Raw genomic sequence first — 20,412 nt, 5'->3', positions numbered from 1 at the left:
TCTCCTTTTGTTCTTATAGAAAGAACAGTTGTTTTTGTATAAAAGACATTTTAACGCAAATAGCACTATTATTTCAATAGCATTTCATTAATTGTCGAAACAATTCGGTAATTTGAATAGTACTTGTCACTTTCTTGAAACAACTGTATAGTAATCTTGTAATGTAAAGTCATGTGTAAAGACAGGTGGTTGAGATGACAATAAATACAGCAGTAACAAATAAACCTCAGCAATCCATTTCCAGAAATAAGCTATTGGGTGTGGCGGGGGTAGGGTGGCTCTTCGATGCAATGGACGTTGGTATATTATCCTTTGTTATTGCAGCATTGGCTGCTGAGTGGGGACTTTCACCAAGTCAGTCTGGTTGGATTGGTAGTATAAATTCTATCGGGATGGCTGTAGGAGCTCTCTTTTTCGGTGTATTTGCTGATAAAGTAGGGCGCAAGCAAATTTTTATGTGGACACTTGTCCTTTTTTCTATTGCAAGTGGTTTGTCCGCTTTTACAACAACATTGACTGCATTTTTAATTTTACGTTTTTTAGTAGGGATGGGGCTAGGAGGAGAATTACCTGTAGCTTCAACGCTTGTATCTGAAAGTGTAGCTGCCAAAGAAAGAGGGCGCGTGGTTGTATTACTTGAAAGCTTTTGGGCAGCAGGCTGGTTAATTGCAGCACTTATTTCGTATTTTGTGATTCCTACATGGGGATGGCGAGTAGCACTTATTCTAACGGCACTTCCAGCGTTTTATGCTATTTATCTTCGTTGGCATTTGCCTGATTCACCTCAATTTACTGTGAAGGAAGAAGCAAAAAAACGGAGCATTGGCCAAAATATGAAAGAGGTTTGGTCGAAAAAGTATGCTCGTTCTACGTTTATGCTGTGGTTATTATGGTTTACGGTTGTATTTTCGTATTATGGCATGTTTTTATGGTTGCCAAGTGTAATGGTAGGGAAGGGCTTTGACATGATCACAAGCTTTAAATATGTTTTGATTATGACTTTAGCTCAATTACCAGGTTACTTTACAGCCGCATGGTTTATAGAAAAGTTTGGACGTAAATTTGTCCTTGTTTCCTATCTAATTGGGACTGCAGCGAGTGCATATATTTTTGGAAATGCAGATACTTTAGCTGTATTGCTAGCTTCAGGAATGTTTTTATCTTTCTTTAACTTAGGGGCTTGGGGAGCATTATATGCTTATACACCCGAACAATATCCTTCGATTATTCGTGGAACAGGTGCTGGTATGGCAGCAGCCGTTGGACGAATTGGTGGAATTTTCGGCCCGTTGCTCGTTGGATTTTTATTAACGGCAGGCTATGATATAGGTTTTATTTTCGCCATTTTCTGTGGAGCAATTATTATCGGTGTTGTAGGTGTCATCTTCCTTGGGAAAGAAACGAAGCAGCTTGAATTAGAATAATATGAAATAGAATGTCCTGGATCAGAGGAATTGATCCAGGACATTTTTGTCTCATTTCGCTTAAATTATACATAAAAATGAGCATTTATTAATTTTTATTCGATTTTACTAATTTATTTGTTAAAATGACAAATCAATATAAATCGGTTATAGAGTAAATCAAATTGTTTTATTAGCAGGTTAATGCGATGAAGATTTTTCAGAAAAGTCATTGTATTCAAATTGTAATCGTGATACTGTATTTTTAATCGAATTTTGAGTCAATAGGAAACAATCTCCCGTTCGTGATAAGGTCATTGAAAGAAAGGTTGTTAGGAATGAGTATTCATGAGGATATAAAGAAAAGGTTTGTAAGGCTGTCAAAGGGCCAGCGTAAAGTAGCACAATTTGTAATGGATAATCCCACAACAGTAATTGCTAATGGAGCAGCAGAGGTTGGCAGATTGGCTAATGTAAGTGAATCAACAGTGATTCGATTTTGTTATGCTATGGATTTGTCCGGGTATGTAGAACTGCAAGAGGAAATTAGAGGCTATATTTTGTCTCAAGATGTAGGTGCAAATCTACAGCCTACATATACAGCTAAGAAGCTGACTAATTCTAGCTTTGGTAAGGTGATGCAACGAGATATCCAAAATATTCAAGAAACAATTCAATTGATTAACGATCAGCAGATCCAGAAATGCTCAAAATGGATGCATGAAGCAGACAATATCTATATTCTAGGTACTCGTCATAATGCATCTGTTGCAAATTGGCTATCTAATACATTGAAAACATTTCGTGCTAATATTAAGCAGCTTCGTTTAGACTCGGATGATCTAGTGAATCAAATAAACAGTATGGGCGAACATACAACTTTAATTGTACTATCTTTTGATAAACAGATTATGGATATTAAAACGATTGTTGAAATTGCAAAGGTAAAGAAAGTGAAAATTATTGCCATTACAGGTTCTGCATTTTCGCCTATTCGAGAATATACCAGTGCGTTATTTACCCTCGGCACCAAAAATCATTCTTCTCTAGACATCGCCCCAGTCTTGATTTCATTTTTGCATGCCTTGATAGAGGAAATGATAAGTCAGGATAAAGACCACTATGAAAAATATCAGCAATCGTATGAGCAAGTAGAAAGTAATGTTTTATTCTTAGATGCAATTAGAGAAAAGCAGGTTTTTTAATGTAAATACGCATAGATAGTTTGTTGAAACACACTATCTATGCGGTATTTTTTTGGAATTTTCTATTTAAAAAAGATGTCCAAATAGTATTTAGACATCTAGGAAAAGTGAATTATAGAATTTTACTCAAGCTATATTCATTAATATAAGTATTATTTAATTTAATGGCATTTTTTCGAATGCCCTCCTGATGAAATCCTAGCTTTGTAAAGAGATGTAAAGCTACATTGTTATGCTCCATAACAGATAACTCTAAACGGGAAATATCATGTTGTTTAGACCAACTTTCAACAGCTTTCATCAGTGCGGAGCCAATACCTTTTTGTTGATGCTCTGCTTTCACAGCTAAACGAATAGAGGCAACATGTCTAGCCTTCGATTGTTTATATCCATGAATAACTGCATAACCTGCAAAAATCCCGTTGAGTACACAAAGTAGTATTGTACGGTTTTTTAGTTGCTTCCAATAGGTTAAATTTTTACGAAGTTGTTGGACAGTGAGATCTAGCTCATTTTGAACATTATACATGAAGTCAGTTTCTTGAAATATCTCCTCTTGTAAATGAATGAACGATCTAGCATCAGATGCTTCAATTCCTCGTATTATGTATGCAGATGAATTTTCCTCAGTGTTTGAAGTGTTGGTTTCGCTCGACTTCATTTGTGTACGTGAGAAAGATACACTAGTACCTAGTTTAACATCAATGACATAATAACCGGCATTCGTCCAAGATAAATAATGTGAGAGAGGGGGCTTAGTTTTTTTCCACCAGCTTTTATTTAAGTAGGCAGCGTTCGGTAATGCTTGTCCCATAATGTTTTCTAATTCACTAAAGGATAAAGTAATTTCTTGTTGTAAAGCTACATCAAAATAGTTAGCTAAAGGAATGTACTTTTTTTCTATCTTCTTCGTCATCGTAATCCCCATTTCCTGAATATCCAAAAATATAGACTATCTGATGATAGCATAAAATTATGATGACTTAAATATGAAAACCCAACTAAATATCTATATAAACTAATTATTTTATAAAAAAGAGGCATTTTTACTATTGAATGTTAAAAATAGGTTGGTAAAAATAGAGAATTTTGCAGAAGTAATTAGTCCTATTAAAAGTATACAGAGTAATGCAAGCTAGTTATAATGTAGATATCTTATTTGAAAAGTATGTATTGGGAGCACTGTCATTATATTTGTATATTGAATTTTAGGTAATACATTTTGATCGTGATTGAGCACTGTATGATATATCGAAGTGAGGTCAGTGGCATTTATACGGTGGCGAAATTATTCCAAAGTTTCACTTTATCACTTGTCAGGCTTTAAGGTATGATAAAATAAAATATAAATGTAAGTGCCATTTTAGGAGGAATTAATTCAATGAGTAAAGTATTAGTTTTTGGACATAAAAACCCAGATACAGACACAATCACGTCTGCGATTGTATATGCCTATTTAAAACAGCAAATTGGTGAAGAAGCTGAGGCAGTACGTCTTGGAGATGTTAATAATGAAACTCAGTTTGCATTAGATAAATTTGGCTTTGAAGCGCCTCGTTTAATTTCTTCTGTTGTAGGAGAAGCGGACAAGGTTATCCTTGTTGACCACAATGAATTCCAGCAATCAGCTGACGGTATTGAGGAAGTACAAATTACTGAGGTAATCGACCATCACCGTATTGCAAACTTCCAAACAGCTGATCCATTATACTATCGTGCTGAGCCAGTGGGTTGTACAGCTACAATTCTAAACAAAATCTTCAAGGAAAACGGAGTAGCGATACCAGCCAATATTGCTGGCTTAATGTTATCAGCAATAGTTTCTGATACACTACTTTTCAAATCGCCAACTTGCACAGAGCAAGATGTAAAAGCTGGCGAGGAGCTAGCAAAAATTGCTGGTGTGGATACTGCAGAGTATGGCTTAGCAATGCTAAAAGCAGGTGCTGATTTATCTGATAAATCATTAGAAGATTTATTATCGTTAGATGCAAAAGAGTTCCAATTTGGTGAGTATAAATCTGTTGTAGCTCAAGTGAATGCAGTTGATATTAATGATGTGCTTAATCGTCAAGAAGAGTTAGAAATTCTACTCAATAAAAATGTTGCAGAAAATGGCCTAGATCTATTCTTCTTCGTTGTGACTGACATTTTAAATAATGATTCAACAGCTGTTGCAATTGGGCAAGTAGCAGAAGCGGCAGCAAAAGGATTCGGTGCTGACCTTATCAATAACCGTGTTGTATTACCAGGTATTGTTTCTCGTAAGAAACAAATTGTACCAGTATTAACAGAAGCTCTAAAATAAAAATAAGAAAGGGGCTGGGACAAAACCCATCTCTACACTAAAAAGCCGGTGAAATTTTACGATCAGTAAAATTTCATCGGCTTTCAATTTTTTCATAAAAATAAGGACCACTTCTGATAAAATTAAGTCACCACAACCAAATTATACAGAAAGAAGGATCCTTATGTTTAAAGATTATAACATGAATCAATTAGTTTTGCCTTTAGATTTAGAAGTAAAATTACAAAAGAATGATATTGCCTTCCATGTCCATCATTTAGTCGAAAGTATCCCGCCTGAAGCGTTTGAACCATTCCTTCGAAATGAGGGCTGCCCTGCCTACCATCCACGCATGATGCTTAAAATTATCTTATGCGCCTACACGCAATCTGTCTTTTCTGGTCGTAAAATCGAAGCGCTTTTAAAAGACAGTATTCGGATGATGTGGCTAGCTCAAGGGCATGAACCAACCTACCGCACAATCAACCGATTCCGTGTCCAACCAGACGTAAAAGAGTTAATTCGTCAATGCTTCGTTCAATTCCGCTGCCAGTTGGTACAAGGGGGATTAATTAACCAGGAAGCTATTTTTATTGATGGAACAAAGATTGAAGCGAATGCGAACAAGTTTACATTCGTGTGGAAAAAGTCGATTGAAAAATATCATAACGGACTAATTGAAAAGTCAAACCAGCTTTACGATGAGCTGCTTGAAAAAGAAATCATGCCAGAAATTGAACGGGAAAATGAAAATGAATTAGCATTGGAAGACCTCGCTCGAATGGTTGAAAAAGTAGATGAAGTAATTTCTGAATATGATCGAAAAATTGAGGATTCATCAGATGTAGCAGAGCGAAAGGCTTTAAGAACGGAACGGAAATTCCCAAAGCAAGCTCGGAAAAAATTAATCGACTATATTGAACGCAAACTAAAATATCAAAGAGACTTCGAAATCTTTGACGAACGAAATAGTTATTCGAAAACAGACCCGGATGCGACATTTATGCGTATGAAAGATGACTATATGAAAAATGGTCAATTGAAGGCAGGTTATAACATACAAGTGGCAACAGAAGGTCAGTATGTGCTTGCCTACAGCATTTTTCCGAACCCAACAGATACACGTACATTAATCCCATTTTTAGATGAAATCGAACAACGTTATTTTAAGTTACCCAAACACATTGTCGCAGATGCCGGATATGGCAGTGAACAAAATTATGATGATATCCTTTCGAATCGTAAGAGAGAAGCCTTAATCACGTACAATATGTATTTAAAAGAACAGAAGAAAAAGCATAAGCACAACGAATTCAATACAGCGAACTGGGATTATGATAAAGAACATGATCGATACACTTGCCCAAACCAACAACAGCTTGTATTTAAATATCGTACCACGAAAACAGATCAATATGATTTCAAGCGTGAGTTTAAGATATACGAATGTGAAGACTGTTCCGGATGCCCTCTCCGTTCATCGTGTACAAAAGCAAAAGAAGGAAATAATCGTAAGATAATGGTGAATGAGAAGTGGGAAGAACAAAAAGAATATGTGCGAGCAAAGCTTTCAGAAGAAAAAACAAGTACCATTTATCGTCAACGTAAAATTGACGTGGAACCAGTTTTTGGATTCTTGAAGGCTAATTTGCGTTTCACCCGATTTTCTGTACGAGGAAAATCGAAGGTTGAAAACGAGATGGGCCTCGCATTAATGGCCGTGAATTTAAGAAAATTCACAGCCATTAGCTAAGATCTATAGGGAGACTACATAAAAAATAGAGAAATCCGAATTTGAATGAATTCAAATTCGGATTTCTCACTAATTGAAGCTAGTTATGTCCCAGCCTCTTTTTTAATCAAGTTTTAATGGCTGGACAGCAGGGCCTTCAAGCACCTCACCCTTAGCGTTAAAACGGGAACCATGACAAGGACAATCCCATGTTTCATCAGCTTCATTCCATTTCGTTTTGCAGCCTAAATGAGTACAGGTTGGAGCAGTGGCATTCTTCATATATCCAGCTATATATTCCTTGGCAACAAAGCCTCCTACTTTTAGCATTTGCATGAATTGGGCACCGAATTTTGTACGTGATGGTGAATAAAGAGCGATAGCACCATCCTCGATCTTTGCGCCTGTTAAAAGAGAGGATAGGATATCACCTGCGACAAAGGAATTGGAGATTCCCCATTTACGATAGCCAGTGGCAATTAGTACGTTAGGTAAGGAGTTTGTAATTCTTCCAACATAAGGGACAATATCTGGTGTTTCTATATCCTGGGCTGACCAGCGATAAAGTGGCTGTTGTTCAAAATGCTCCTTCATTTCATTGGAAATGGCCTCATAATAAGGCTCGGTATGAACGGTCTCACCAGCGATGTGATTCGCCCCTCCTAATACTAAATAATTTTCCTGATTAATCGTGGCAGTCCGTATCGAACGAGAAGGAAAATCAACTGATAAATATTGACCTTGCATGGTCTCAGAGGTTTTACTTGCAACCATATAGGAACGACTATTGGATAATTTAAAAAGTTTGAGTCCTTTAAAAGCTTCAATGGGATAATGTGAACACAAAATAAGCTTATTATATTGAACCGACATATTTTTTTCGGTATGTAAGTTATTTTGTGGTATGTTTAATTGCTGAACACGGGTATTCGCATAAAGTTTTGCTCCCATCTTCTGTGCCTCTTTAACAAGAAAATTACTTACTTCAACAGGATTTATTTGTGCTTGTTGTGACATGCTTAGCGCTTTTGTAATAGGGAATGGTAGCTCCGTGTCAGAGGTAAGGTTTGACTTAATATTTAAAACCTTATAGGCATTCCATTCTTTTAATAATTGTGCATAGCCTTCTTTGGTTTGACAGTATAACAGTGAATCAACCGAACGAACGCTGTCTGGTGGGAGTAACTGTCTAGCTTTGTCAATCGCTTGTTGATTAAGTTGATAATAAAGCTGTGCCTCTTCTAAAGATAGTTTTTCTAAAAGATTTGCATAGACAATGCTATGCTGGGCTGTTAGTTTTCCTGTTGAATGCCCTGTCGTACCGTGACCAAAATGGGTATTTCCTTCAAGAAGAACTACATCCACACCTGCTTTTGCTAAAGTATAGGCGGTATATAAACCAGTTAAGCCACCACCGATTATACATACATCACATGTTGTTGAGGAAGAAAGGGAAGATAACGAGACTGACTCAGTTGTAGCAAGCCAAAGAGATTGTGTCATATAGAAACCTCACATCGTTTTTGTATTCAGTATGTAGAAGAAATTGAAAATTTATGCAGTGAGGCATTAAAATTGCCTTGTGATTTCAACTATCGCTACAATGTAGCAAAAGGAGTGAACAAGAAATGAAAATTGAAATTTGGTCTGACTATGTATGCCCATTTTGTTATATTGGTAAAAAACAATTAGAGAAAGCGATTGAGGATACTGGCTATGCTGGGCAGGTGGAGCTTGTCTATAAAAGCTACCAACTAGATCCAACTACTCCAGTAGATTCGCATAGCACTGTCTATGAATCATTGGCAAAGAAATATGGAATGTCATTAGAGAAGGCAAAAGAAATGACTGTCGGCGTAACGGAGCGTGCGAAAGAAGTCGGCTTAAACTATGATTTTAGCAATTTGATGGAAGAGAATACGCTAAAAGCACATCGGCTCGTAAAATGGGCTGAACAACAGGGAGATGTTACAGCACTTGTGGAGTCACTTTTACACAGTCATTTTATTGAAGGCAAGCGTATCGGCCAAGACGATGTTTTATTAGAGATAGCCGAGAAAGTAGGGCTACAGCGTGAAGAAGTTGCAAAGGTTCTTGCCGATGATGTTTATAAAAATGAAGTAGAAGCAGATATTCAAGAAGGTCTACAGCTTGGAGTTCGTGGGGTACCGTTCTTTGTGCTAAACCGTAAGTATGGTATTTCAGGTGCACAACCGCAGGAGGTATTTGAGGATACATTGCGTAAAGTTGCTGAGGAAGAGGGCTTACAACCAACGCTAAAGATGGCTGGCACAGGTGATGGGGGTATATGCACAGACGATAACTGTAAATTTTAGTTTACTAGAGAGAGGAGTAAAGCTTTAAACTCCTCTTGTTAGGATAGCTGGAAGATATAATATTTCAGTCAAAAGTCTGAGGCAAGTAACATTGACAATTTAAATGAAATTTTTTAAGATAAATATATATCTTGAATTCGAGATATTAGATTCTGTTATTTAAGGGAGATTTTATATAATGAACGTTTTAGTAGTAAAAGCTAACAACCGTCCAGACGGTATTTCAACAAAAATGTATGATACTTTCATGGAAAATGTACAAGGTGCCAATGTGACAACTTTTGACGTATTTGCAGAAGATATGCCTTATTTTGGACAAGACCTTTTCAATGCTTTCGGTAAAGTACAAAATGGTGGAGAGTTAACGGACATCGAATCACGTCTATTAGCTGCAAAACAAAAAGCAATGGATGCATTAACTGCAGCTGATTTAGTTGTATTTGCATTCCCGTTATGGAACCTAACAATTCCAGCACCTTTACAAACATTTATTGACTATGTATATCAAGCAGGCTTCACGTTCAAATATGGAGAAGACGGTCAATTAATTAGCTTAATGACTGACAAAAAAGCAATTATTTTAAATGCTCGTGGTGGCTACTATTCAGCACCAGAAGCTCAACCAATGGAAATGTCAGTAAACTACATTAAAAACGTAGTAGGCGGCGTATTCGGTATGGAAATTATCGAAGAAGTAATTATTGAAGGTCATAATGCTTCACCTGATAAAGCTCAAGAAATTATTGCAAATGGCCTAGAAGAAGTGAAAAAAGTTGCTCAATCACTACAAACTGTGAATGCATAAAAAATATTTTTTAATAAAAGTTCTCTCATTTTTGAGAGGACTTTTTTATTTTATGAACAGATGTATGGTGTGGTATGGAGGTCGGACATATTGACATTAACTTATTAATTAGAATTTACATTTACTAACATCCTATTAGATAGAAAAATGAAAAATGATAGCAATCTGTGATTTTGAGGGAAAGTAATTAACCATTCTTTTAAAAATACATATAATTAGGACTATTTATTCAGTAAAAATTAATATGGTTTTAATATAATAGGATTTGTAGGAAAATAATAGATTATCAGGGAGGTTGTTGTATGAATAAGAAATTAATAACTAATTTCTTAGTGATGTTACTAGTCCTTTTCGCGTTTATACCATTTGGAGTTTCTGCTGATGCTGCTTCCAATGATGTAACACGTGCAGATTATGTAAAGGAATTGGTAGAAAGCTTAGATGTAGAGATAGGCGATGGATCTTCTCTAGCCTTTAAAGATGTTTCCAAGGATTTAGCACCTTATGTAGAAAAAGCTGTTCAATTAAAACTAATTAAAGGTAAAACAGCAACGACATTTGGTCCAGATGACAAATTAACACGTCAACAAGCATTTGTTATCTCTGCTCGTGGACTAGTTAGTGAAAACGCTTCCCTAACAGTTTTAGAGCAATTTAAGGATGCAGATCAAATTGCAGCGGCATATAAACAAGATTTAGCAAATGCTGTTGCAGCAAACATTTTACAAGCATTTGAGGATAACACTATTCGCCCTCGTGACTATGTGACAAAGGAACAGATGGAGAGTATTGTAGAACGCTTTGTAGCAGAATACAAAGCACCTTCAACTGGCGTATCAGTAAATCTTCAAATTTTAGGCACAACAGATATTCATACCAATTTAGCTAACTACAATTACTATTTAGATGCTCCATCATCAGAGCTTGGTTTGGCTAATACAGCGACATTAATTGAGCAAGCAAGAGCTAAAAATCCAAACACATTACTTTTTGATAATGGTGATTTAATTCAAGGGACACCACTTGGCTCATATAAAGCATTAGAAAGCGTATTAAAGCCAGGTGAAGTTCATCCAGCTATTGCTGCACTTAATGCATTAAAATACGATGGTGGAACTTTAGGGAATCATGAATTTAACTATGGTCTAGACTTTTTAGATGAAGTATTAAACGATGCAAAGTATCCAGTCGTAAATGCTAATACTTATGATGCAAAAACAAAAGAGCGTATGTTTACACCTTATGTCATTCTTGATAAAGAAGTGGTAGATAGTTCAGGCAAAAAGCATACACTTAAAGTTGGTGTAACAGGGATTGTTCCAACGAAAATTGTTGAATGGGATGCCATTCATTTAGCAGGTAAAGTGGAAATGCAAGAGCCAGTAGAAGCTGTGAAAGAGGTAGTACCAGAAATGCAAAAGGCTGGAGCAGACGTGATTGTCGTTCTGTCACATTCAGGTATCGGTGAAGATACTTATGTGAAGGGTGCTGAAAATGTTGGTTACCAATTAGCAGAAATTGATGGTATTGATGCTTTAATTACAGGGCACTCTCATTTAACATTCCCTGGTGACTATAAGGATTTGAAAGATGTTGACCAAGAGAAGGGTACAATTCACGGTGTTCCTACTGTTATGGCAGGTAGCTATGGTAGTCATCTTGGTGTAATTGATTTAAAACTAGAACAACAAGGATCAGAGTGGGTAGTGGTAGATGGTAAAGGTTCATTGCAATCGATCAAGCAAGAAGGTTTACAACCATCCACAACGGTTTTAGAGGCTATTAAAGAGGCACATGATGGCACATTATCATATATCCGTCAGCCTGTTGGAGAAACAACTGCACCAATCCATAGTTATTTTTCAATGGTGCAAGATGATCCATCCATTCAAATTGTCACGCAAGCTCAAAAATGGTTTATCGAACAAGAGCTAAAGGGTACGGCTGATGAAAAGACACCAATTCTTTCAGCTGGAGCACCTTTCAAAGCAGGCTCTCGTAATAATCCATTAGATTATACAAATATTCCTGTAGGGCCACTTGCTATTAAAAATATGGCCGACATTTATCATTATGACAATACTGTTGCTACGATTAAAGTGACAGGCGCACAAGCAATCGAGTGGTTAGAGATGGCTGCTGGTATTTTTGCAACAATTGATCCAACTAAATCAGAAGAGCAAAATATTATCGATGCAGAAGCACGTTCTTATAACTTTGATGTGTTAGATGGCTTAACATATCAAATTGATGTCACATCGCCAGCAAAATATGACCGCCGCGGTAATCTTACTGATGAAAAGGCAAATCGTATTAAGAATGTACAATATAATGGTAAACCAATCGATTTAAAACAAGAATTCATCATCATCACAAACAATTACCGTGTTGGTGGATCATATGGGGCGACATTTAAAAATGCTGACGGCTCTAACATAACAAACTATGCATATGAAAATCGCCAAGCTGTTGTAGATTATATTATGGCGAATAAAACAATTAACCCAGCTGCGGATAATAACTGGTCATTTGTACCGTTCCCAGCCAATACAAAGGTTATCTACCTATCTGCAAAAGATGCACAAAAGTTCATTCCAGCAGGTAGTGGTATTGAATATTTAGAAGATACAGAAGCTGGATTTGCTAAATATTTAATTAAATAAAAGAATAGGAAAAGGAGAGTAACGATAATAAAATGTACCCTATAAGATAGACACTTTCAAAAAGGTCATCTTATAGGGTATTTTTATTTATAATGAAGAAAAAACGAGCGGTGGTAGATTGTATGACTAAAAAATTTTTTTCGGAACAACAACAGGCACAATTAAAATTAAATCCATACGTCAAAACAGTAAGCGCGAAAGCCATTACTTATACAGATGAATTTAAAGAATTTTTTATTGATGAATACGATAAAGGAAAATATCCAAGTGAAATCTTTTTTGAGGCGGGTTTTGACATTGAAGCCCTTGGTCCAGCTCGTATTCGGAGAGCTTCGAATCGTTGGCGTACAGCTTATAAAGAGCATGGGCTTACAGGCTTAGAAGATGCCAGAAAACATGCTTCAGGTCGCCCTTTAGAACGCGAATTAAGTATAGAAGAAAAATACGCCCGCTTAGAGGCGAAGATGAAATTGTTAGAAGCAGAAAACGAATTTTTAAAAAAGCTAGATCAACTCGAAAGGCAGCTGATAAGGAAGCAATCAAAATAAGTACTACACAAAAATTTGAGTTAATCCATCAAATTATTGAAAAATATCAATTAAAACGGATGGTACGATATCTTTGTGAAATGGCAAAGGTTTCACGCTCAGGCTACTATCGCTATTTTAGAGAAGAAGCTGTCTTAACTCGTCAAAAACAGAATGAAGAAGATGAAGTGGTGAAAGAAGTCATTTTAAAGGCCTTTCATTTCCGAGGACGAAAGAAAGGCGCACGTCAAATAAAAATGACACTAGAAAACCAATATGAAATTACGTACAACCTTAAGCGTATCCGTCGCATTATGAAAAAGTTTAATATTATCTGTCCCATTCGAAAAGCCAATCCAGCGCGTCGTATGGCAAAAGCAACGAAGGAACACCGTATATGCCCTAACAATTTACAGCGCAACTTCAAGCAAGGTGTGGCAGGAAAAGTATTACTAACCGACATCACATATTTAACATATGGAGGCGGTAAACGTGCTTATTTATCAACGATAAAAGACGCCGAAACAAATGAAATTTTAGCGTATGAAGTATCCTCTACATTGGGTATAGAAATTGCGCTCAATACGTTACATAAATTAAAGAAACATCGGCATTTAAGGGAGGATGCCTTTATCCATTCGGATCAAGGTTTCCACTATACGAATCCAAAATTCCGAGCCTTAGTGAAGAAAATTGGCTTAGGACAGTCCATGTCACGTCGAGGAAACTGTTGGGATAATGCGCCACAAGAATCGTTCTTTGGGCATTTTAAAGATGAAACAACTATTAGAGCATGTGAAACGTTAGAAGAAGTAAAGAAAGAAATTAAGAGTTATATGATTTACTACAATCATTATCGAGGGCAATGGAATTTAAAAAAGCTGCCGCCTGCAAAATACAGACAGCAGCTTCAAGAAGTTGCCTAACCTTTTTCAAAATGTCCTTTACAAAGGGTACATTTTATAATCGCTACTCTCCTTTTTTATGTCTGTTGAATGAATGATACCGTGTACCTTGATAGGTTAAAATGCCAAGATCACCTTCTACAAGCAGACCATAATCGTAGCCATTCATCTTTAGTTCATGCCGTTCTCCGTTTTGCTCTTCAAACGTAACGTAGTAGGACGTAGATGCCCCAGTATTGTTAGATCCCCCACGTATATTCGTACGCTTTGTCACAACCTTAGCGGGTACCGTTAATATTGGTGAACGGTTGTTTTTAGACCAAGTGATAATACCGTTTACAATCATAAAGGCTATGCTCCCAAAAACAATAAAGAAGATGATGGTAATAAAAGCAGAGCCAAATAAAAATTGATCATCAAACCAAAACAAATAGATTCCTCCCTTTCTTTGAAGTAGAAATAATACTTAAAGAGGATTTAATTCAAGATCTACTATCACGTCAATTTCATCGCTAATCAATACACCACCTGTTTCCAAAAACGTATTATAGACTAAATTAAAATCACGGCGATCAATTTGGGCTTTAGCTTGGAAGCCAAAAACTTCTTGTGCCCATGGATTTACACCTTTTCCTGTATATACTGTTGTAAATACGATAGGTCTTGTTATGTTTTTGATGGTTAAATCACCGTGAATAGCAAAAGTTTTATCATCAAGGTTATCAATATATGTAGAGGTAAATACGATTTTTGGATAGACGTCTGCATCAAAAAAGTCAGGAGACACAAGGTGGACATCACGATCATGATTCTTAGTTGATACACTAGCCACTGTAATGGTAATAGAAATGTTTGCATCCTGCATTTGCTCGATATTGGATGAAACTATTTCACCGCTGTACGATTCAAAAGTACCATGAATACGAGAAATCATCATATGTTTTACAGAAAAGCCGATCGTTGAATGACTGAAATCAATAGCATATTTTTTCATTTGAAAACCTCCTAAAACAGCATTCTACAACGAATGATAAAGTAAATAAATCGCATATTCAATGAGTTTTTAATAAATGTGGAAGTATTTACCTCTATAAAAGTGTAATCTGTGAACAGGAAACAAAACATATTTAAAATCGAATAGGCATATTATTGGAAATACGTGCATTTTATTAGGATAGCGTTTAGTCTCAGACATTATGATCATTGAAATTTAAAGTTACTATTTGTAATTAAATATATAAAAGTTAATAGATTATTTTACGTAAATAAGTTACTTCAAATTTACATTTACTGCAATAATCGTTACAATAGTTACATAGAGGTGAAAAATTATGAATGAGACAACTTTGTGTCCTCGTTTAGCTAAAGCAATGGATTTAATCGGAAAACGATGGACGGGGTTAATATTATATCAATTACTAGATGGACCACAGCGCTTTAATGAAATCGAATCTGCACTACCTGTTAGTGGACGTTTATTATCAGAACGTTTAAAGGAGCTTGAAAAAGAGGGGCTTGTTGAACGTAAAGTATATTCAGAAGTACCAGTACGTGTTGAGTATTCATTAACAGATAAGGGTCAGGCGCTTGAAGGTGCTATCCGCAATATTGAAACATGGGCAAGTAGTTGGCTCTGAGCTGAATAGATTATTTCAGTAGATAATAAATGAAATAATGTGCTAAAAACAACACTTGGAATGACTGTCAATTTTCTTTATAATATTCATCATCTCTGCACAGGTCTGACCTGTCTTAAAATATGAGATAAAAATACCCTTCATTTTACTTGTCAAATTGGGGTTCTAAATCCATACTGGTGTAGAGTAAGAAGGACGTTAGAAAGGAATTAGCTCTCATGACAAAAGAACAATGGGCGACGGATTTAGCAAAAAGTATTAATCCTGCCAATATTAAGTTAGATGAATCATTACAGCAATACACAATGACAAAATTAGGTGGCAAAGCAGATGTTTTTGTTCTTCCTGAAACAGAAGAAGAGGCAGCATCCGTTATTCGCTATGCATATATAAATAATATTCCTTTATTGATGTTAGGTAACGGCTCTAATATGGTTGTTCGAGATGGCGGTCATAGAGGAATCGTTGTAACATTTTCACGCTTAGATGAGATTCGTATTAATGGTGAGCATGTTTATGCACAAAGCGGTGCACTGATCAAAGAGGTATCAAAGTTATCAGCACAAGCCTCCTTAACAGGTTTTGAATTTGCATGTGGTATTCCTGGATCAATTGGCGGAGCAATGGCTATGAACGCAGGTGCTTATGGCGGTGAGATTAAAGATATTATTGTTTCTTCAAAGGTGTTAACAAAAGAAGGCGACATTTTAATATTAGGTAAAGAAGAGCTTGAGCTAGGATACCGTCAAAGCATTATTGCCAAAAAAGGTTATTATGTATTGTCCTCTGAATTTCTATTAAGAGTAGGCATACAGGAGGAAATTAATGCGAAGATTGCTGATTTAACCTTCCAACGTGAATCAAAACAGCCATTAGAATATCCATCTGCTGGAAGTGTATTTAAACGCCCACCTGGTCATTTTGCTGGAAAACTTATTCAAGATAGTGGCCTACAAGGTAAAGGTGTTGGTGATGCGGAAGTCTCTACCAAGCATGCAGGGTTTATTGTCAACAAAGGAAATGCTACTGCTTCAGACTATATTGAAACAATCCAAATGGTTCAACGTGTAGTGAAAGAAAAATTTGGCGTTGAACTAGAGACGGAAGTCAAAATTGTTGGTGACGATCTATAATAGGATGCCCTTCGTATAAGCCGAAGGGCATTTTTTTAGGAGTGTGGATAAAATGAAATTTATATCATGGAATGTCAATGGAATACGAGCATGTCTAGGTAAAGGTTTTTTAGAGTTCTTTCATCAAATAGATGCTGATTTCTTTTGTATCCAAGAAACAAAATGTCAAGCTGGACAAGTAGAGCTCTCTATCGAAGGTTATGAGCAGTATTGGAATTACGCCCAGAAAAAAGGGTATTCTGGAACAGCAATCTTCACGAAGCACACACCATTATCTGTTAAGTATGGAGTGGGCGAGGATGATTCTCAGGATGAAGGCAGAATCATAACCTTAGAATATGAGAATTTCTATTTAGTAAATGTTTATACACCAAATGCACAGCGCGATTTAGCGAGATTACCACTACGTTTACAATGGGAGGATCGCTTAGCTAGCTATTTACAAGAACTAAATAGCCAGAAGCCTGTGGTTTATTGTGGTGATCTAAATGTTGCACATACGGAAATTGACTTGAAAAATGCAAAATCTAATATTGGAAATTCGGGTTTTACATATGAAGAGAGGGCAAAATTCACAGCGTTATTGGAAAGCGGTTTTGTAGATTCTTTTAGATACAAGCATCCCGAGGAAACCGACCACTACACATGGTGGTCCTATATGAATAAAGTGCGTGAACGTAATATTGGTTGGCGTATTGATTATTTTGTCGTATCAAATCAATTGAAAGATCAAATTGAATGCGCTACAATTCACCCACACATTATGGGCAGTGATCATTGTCCGATTGAATTGCAATTACAATGCTAGTACTGAAATCGTATTTTCTATATGGAAATACGATTTTTTGTATTTTAATAAGAGCGGCACTATTGAAAATAAGAGTTTTTGCAACGCCAGGATAGGTAGCTCCATGTGAGAGGAATCCCTATTGAATAGATGTCTAAGAGCTCATTTTACGTGAAAAATTGCTAGAAAGTAAAGCGAGAGTGGGCAGCTGCTCCAAAGAAAGAGAAAGGCGCTCAACAAAGGAGAGAAACCGCTCCAAAATGAGGAAGAGTCGCTCCAATCACTCTATGAACATACAAATTTTTAACATTACTCAGTAGCCTTCATAATTCCTATTGTTTATACTATTCTAATAGCGAATAAATATAAAATTTTGTATTTAGAGACAATTTTATATACATAAAATAGTAAATTTCGCTAAAAAATTTGTGTTTCAAAGCGGGTTTGGGAAGGGAGTACGGGAATATAGTGCAAAAAGGGGGTTATTCAGTGGGGAAGAGAAAGTTTAATTGGAAAAAGTGGCTCATTGTCATAGCTGGGACAATAGCTGCTTTGGCTCTAGTGGCCTTTATTGGATTTACATGGTTTATGAATAAATCTAAGCCGGTGATTGATGGTGAGTTAGCTGTTACTATTCTGGATCAGGATGTGACAGTAACGAGAGATGAAAAAGGGGTTCCGCATATTTTTGCCAAAACAGATGCTGATTTGTATCGTGCGCAAGGTTATGTTCAAGCACAGGATAGACTATTTCAAATGGACTTAGCACGAAGGCAGGCAAGTGGTCGATTATCTGAAATTATTGGAGAAGCGACGATTAATACCGACAAACATTTCCGCACATTTAGCTTGCGAGATGCTGCAGAGAAATCATTAGCTGCCTATGATGACGAAAGCAAACAAGTACTTGAATGGTATGCTGAAGGAGTAAATGCTTTTATTGCACAGGCAAAGGAAAGCAATACACTAAGCTATGAATTCGCTTTGTTAGGCTATGAGCCAGAGGAGTGGACAGTTGTTGATTCCTTAACAATTGGTAAATACATGGCCTATGATTTGGGAGGGAATTGGAATACATTAGCTTTTCGTCATTGGGCATTACAGAATTTTGATGAAGAAAAGGCTAAAGAATTATTTATTAAATATCCAGAAAACGCTTCGTCTATTATCGAGGCCAATATCCAAAATCCTGTAGCAGTGGCTGGGCAATTCAGTGCGGAAATGCTACCAAACGAATTTAATGGAAGTAATAACTGGGTAGTTTCTGGGGATAAAACGAAATCAGGAATGCCTATTTTAGCAGATGACCCACACTTAGGGTTAAGCACCCCTTCCATATGGTATCAAATGCATCTACAATCCCCACAACAAAACGTTAGTGGCGTTATCTTTGCAGGGATTCCAGGTATTATTTTAGGTCATAATGACGAAATTGCTTGGGGTGTGACTAATGTGGGTCCAGATGTACAGGATTTATATATTGAAATACCAAATCCAGATAATCCAACACAATTTCGCTACGATGGAAAGTGGGAGCAAGCAGAGGTACGCGATGAGTCGATTAAGGTAAAAGATGGAGAAACTGTAGATTTTGAGGTCATTGTTACACGTCATGGCCCTATAATGACAGATTTAGCTTTCAAAGATACAGAGCCAACTGCACAATTTTCGATGCAGTGGACGGCACTACAACCGACAGCTGAACTGAGGGCAGTGCTTGGTTTTAATAAGGCGAAAACTTGGGATGATTTCGAAAAAGCATTAGAAGATTTTAAAGCGCCAGCTCAAAATTTTGTTTTTGCATCACAGGACGGTACGATTGCCTATAAAGCTAATGGTCAAATACCTATTCGTAAGCAAGGTGAAGGTCAATTACCAGTTCCAGGCGATTCGAGTGATTATGGCTGGGAAGGCTTTATCCCTTGGGATGAATTACCGACTTTAGTAAATCCGAAAGAAGGTTTTATTGCAACAGCAAATAACCAAGTAATAGGGGAAGACTATCCTTATCATATAACTGATTTCTGGGCGCAACCTTATCGTTTCGAGAGAATTAAAGAAGTGTTAGAGGCAAATGATGCTATTACAGTAGAAGATATGATGGCTTTGCAAATGGATCAGCATAATCTCTATGCCAGAGAATTTTTGCCTGATTTATTAACATCGCTAAAAGAGAAAGATCAGGATGGGAAGTACGACGAGATTATTGCCATGCTAGAGAATTGGGATATGGTGGACGCAAAGGAATCAGGTGCACCACTTGTATTTCATACTTTAATGATTAAGTTACAGGAAGTTTTGTTTAAAGATCAAATGCCTGAAGATATGTATGGCATTATGTATGGGAAGTTTAATATTACAGACCAGCTTTTACGTACAGCCTATGCAGGAGAGAAAAGTATTTGGATTGAGGAGCAGGGTGGTATTGATGAAACAGTATACAAGGCATTTGAGCGAACAATTGCACAATTAGAAGATCAATTCGGCAAGAATGCTTCTAAATGGCAATGGGGTGATTACCATCAACTTACTTTTGATCATACATTAGGAAGTGCATCACCTATTCTTGCAGCCTATTTTAATGCTAAAAGGGTTCCTATTGGTGGCTCGAAAGTTACCGTACAAGCAGCAGATAATGATTTAGCTGGTAATGTAGATCACGGCGCATCTTGGCGTTTTGTGGTGGATGTAGGTGATTTAAGCTCAGCCTATCATATTGTTGGTCCTGGTCAAAGTGGGCATGTAAAATCTGATTGGTATCAAGATCAGGTACTTGATTGGGCTAATGGTAAATACCATCAAACATTTATCAAACAGGAAGAGATAAGAGGGAAAACATTACAATTAAAAGCGAAGTAATAAAAAAGTTAGCGTACATAATAAAGTACGCTAACTTTTTTATTTAAGGATATACATCCTAACATTCAAATATTCATTTGAATAAGATGGAATAATATGCTACATTGAATACAATCAAACGAATATTTGAATG

General features: G+C 36.6%; 17 protein-coding genes. 13 read left to right on the top strand and 4 right to left on the bottom strand.

All coding sequences use genetic code 11. From position 1 onward, the window contains the following. Nucleotides 1–194: 194 nt before the first annotated feature. Nucleotides 195–1,424 carry an MFS transporter gene (locus MKZ14_RS20525; protein ID WP_339280393.1) on the top strand — a complete coding sequence of 410 codons (1,230 nt, stop codon included), beginning with the start codon at nucleotides 195–197 and terminating at the stop codon, nucleotides 1,422–1,424. A 317-nt stretch (nucleotides 1,425–1,741) separates the two neighbouring features. After that, nucleotides 1,742–2,608 carry a MurR/RpiR family transcriptional regulator gene (locus MKZ14_RS20520; protein ID WP_339280392.1) on the top strand — a complete coding sequence of 289 codons (867 nt, stop codon included), beginning with the start codon at nucleotides 1,742–1,744 and terminating at the stop codon, nucleotides 2,606–2,608. A 112-nt stretch (nucleotides 2,609–2,720) separates the two neighbouring features. Here MKZ14_RS20520 and MKZ14_RS20515 read toward each other — a convergent pair whose 3' ends face one another. Further along, entirely contained in the window at nucleotides 2,721–3,524 is an 804-nt protein-coding gene (locus MKZ14_RS20515; protein WP_036079421.1) for a GNAT family N-acetyltransferase, read from the bottom strand. Between the two features lie 465 nt (nucleotides 3,525–3,989). Here MKZ14_RS20515 and MKZ14_RS20510 point away from each other — a divergent pair, with 465 nt between their 5' ends. Together MKZ14_RS20510 and MKZ14_RS20505 are read left to right on the top strand one after the other, a co-directional pair. Then, nucleotides 3,990–4,916, top strand: coding sequence for a manganese-dependent inorganic pyrophosphatase (locus MKZ14_RS20510; RefSeq protein WP_258860757.1), 927 nt, complete (start codon nucleotides 3,990–3,992; stop codon nucleotides 4,914–4,916). Between the two features lie 163 nt (nucleotides 4,917–5,079). After that, nucleotides 5,080–6,648 (top strand): IS1182 family transposase, encoded by a 1,569-nt coding sequence (locus MKZ14_RS20505; RefSeq protein ID WP_258861044.1) that lies wholly within the window; start codon nucleotides 5,080–5,082, stop codon nucleotides 6,646–6,648. Nucleotides 6,649–6,750: 102 nt separating this feature from the next. Here MKZ14_RS20505 and MKZ14_RS20500 read toward each other — a convergent pair whose 3' ends face one another. Beyond that, nucleotides 6,751–8,130: an FAD-dependent oxidoreductase gene (locus MKZ14_RS20500; RefSeq protein WP_016992727.1), complete on the bottom strand. Its 1,380-nt coding sequence runs from the start codon at nucleotides 8,128–8,130 to the stop codon at nucleotides 6,751–6,753. A 125-nt stretch (nucleotides 8,131–8,255) separates the two neighbouring features. Between MKZ14_RS20500 and MKZ14_RS20495 the strand changes: the two genes are divergently transcribed. The 5 genes from MKZ14_RS20495 to MKZ14_RS20475 all read left to right on the top strand — a co-directional run bounded on the left by MKZ14_RS20495 (nucleotide 8,256) and on the right by MKZ14_RS20475 (nucleotide 13,884). Further along, nucleotides 8,256–8,963: a DsbA family oxidoreductase gene (locus MKZ14_RS20495; RefSeq protein ID WP_016992726.1), complete on the top strand. Its 708-nt coding sequence runs from the start codon at nucleotides 8,256–8,258 to the stop codon at nucleotides 8,961–8,963. A 178-nt stretch (nucleotides 8,964–9,141) separates the two neighbouring features. Next, the gene (locus tag MKZ14_RS20490) at nucleotides 9,142–9,768 is read left to right on the top strand and encodes an FMN-dependent NADH-azoreductase (protein WP_016992725.1); all 627 of its coding nucleotides are present in this window, start codon (nucleotides 9,142–9,144) and stop codon (nucleotides 9,766–9,768) included. A 302-nt stretch (nucleotides 9,769–10,070) separates the two neighbouring features. Continuing rightward, the gene (locus MKZ14_RS20485) at nucleotides 10,071–12,431 is read left to right on the top strand and encodes a bifunctional 2',3'-cyclic-nucleotide 2'-phosphodiesterase/3'-nucleotidase (protein WP_016992724.1); all 2,361 of its coding nucleotides are present in this window, start codon (nucleotides 10,071–10,073) and stop codon (nucleotides 12,429–12,431) included. A 122-nt stretch (nucleotides 12,432–12,553) separates the two neighbouring features. After that, on the top strand, nucleotides 12,554–12,979 hold the full coding sequence (locus MKZ14_RS20480) for an HTH domain-containing protein (protein WP_058844812.1): 426 nt from the start codon (nucleotides 12,554–12,556) through the stop codon (nucleotides 12,977–12,979). After that, nucleotides 12,874–13,884, top strand: a complete 1,011-nt coding sequence (locus tag MKZ14_RS20475; protein ID WP_339280999.1) for an IS3 family transposase — start codon at nucleotides 12,874–12,876, stop codon at nucleotides 13,882–13,884. Before MKZ14_RS20480 ends, MKZ14_RS20475 begins: the two co-directional genes overlap by 106 nt. 43 nt (nucleotides 13,885–13,927) lie before the next feature. On the opposite strand, the gene MKZ14_RS20470 is transcribed toward MKZ14_RS20475, so the two are convergent. Both MKZ14_RS20470 and MKZ14_RS20465 read right to left on the bottom strand, forming a co-directional pair. Next, nucleotides 13,928–14,293, bottom strand: coding sequence for a DUF2500 domain-containing protein (locus tag MKZ14_RS20470; RefSeq protein WP_036079415.1), 366 nt, complete (start codon nucleotides 14,291–14,293; stop codon nucleotides 13,928–13,930). A 36-nt stretch (nucleotides 14,294–14,329) separates the two neighbouring features. After that, the gene (locus MKZ14_RS20465) at nucleotides 14,330–14,857 is read right to left on the bottom strand and encodes a YceI family protein (RefSeq protein ID WP_016992722.1); all 528 of its coding nucleotides are present in this window, start codon (nucleotides 14,855–14,857) and stop codon (nucleotides 14,330–14,332) included. Nucleotides 14,858–15,194: 337 nt separating this feature from the next. Between MKZ14_RS20465 and MKZ14_RS20460 the strand changes: the two genes are divergently transcribed. From MKZ14_RS20460 to MKZ14_RS20445, 4 genes are all read left to right on the top strand, one after another. Continuing rightward, nucleotides 15,195–15,500 (top strand): helix-turn-helix domain-containing protein, encoded by a 306-nt coding sequence (locus MKZ14_RS20460; protein WP_004231981.1) that lies wholly within the window; start codon nucleotides 15,195–15,197, stop codon nucleotides 15,498–15,500. A gap of 218 nt (nucleotides 15,501–15,718) precedes the next feature. After that, the gene (gene murB / locus MKZ14_RS20455) at nucleotides 15,719–16,633 is read left to right on the top strand and encodes a UDP-N-acetylmuramate dehydrogenase (RefSeq protein WP_016992721.1); all 915 of its coding nucleotides are present in this window, start codon (nucleotides 15,719–15,721) and stop codon (nucleotides 16,631–16,633) included. A gap of 52 nt (nucleotides 16,634–16,685) precedes the next feature. Continuing rightward, a complete protein-coding gene (locus MKZ14_RS20450; RefSeq protein ID WP_016992720.1) occupies nucleotides 16,686–17,441 on the top strand; it encodes an exodeoxyribonuclease III in 756 nt (251 codons plus the stop codon). Between the two features lie 468 nt (nucleotides 17,442–17,909). Then, entirely contained in the window at nucleotides 17,910–20,279 is a 2,370-nt protein-coding gene (locus MKZ14_RS20445; RefSeq protein WP_258860762.1) for a penicillin acylase family protein, read from the top strand. Nucleotides 20,280–20,412: the final 133 nt, after the last annotated feature.

Source organism: Lysinibacillus sp. FSL P2-0066 (genome assembly GCF_037969495.1).
Classification (GTDB): domain Bacteria; phylum Bacillota; class Bacilli; order Bacillales_A; family Planococcaceae; genus Lysinibacillus; species Lysinibacillus boronitolerans.
This window is presented reverse-complemented; position numbering and strand designations above follow the sequence as displayed.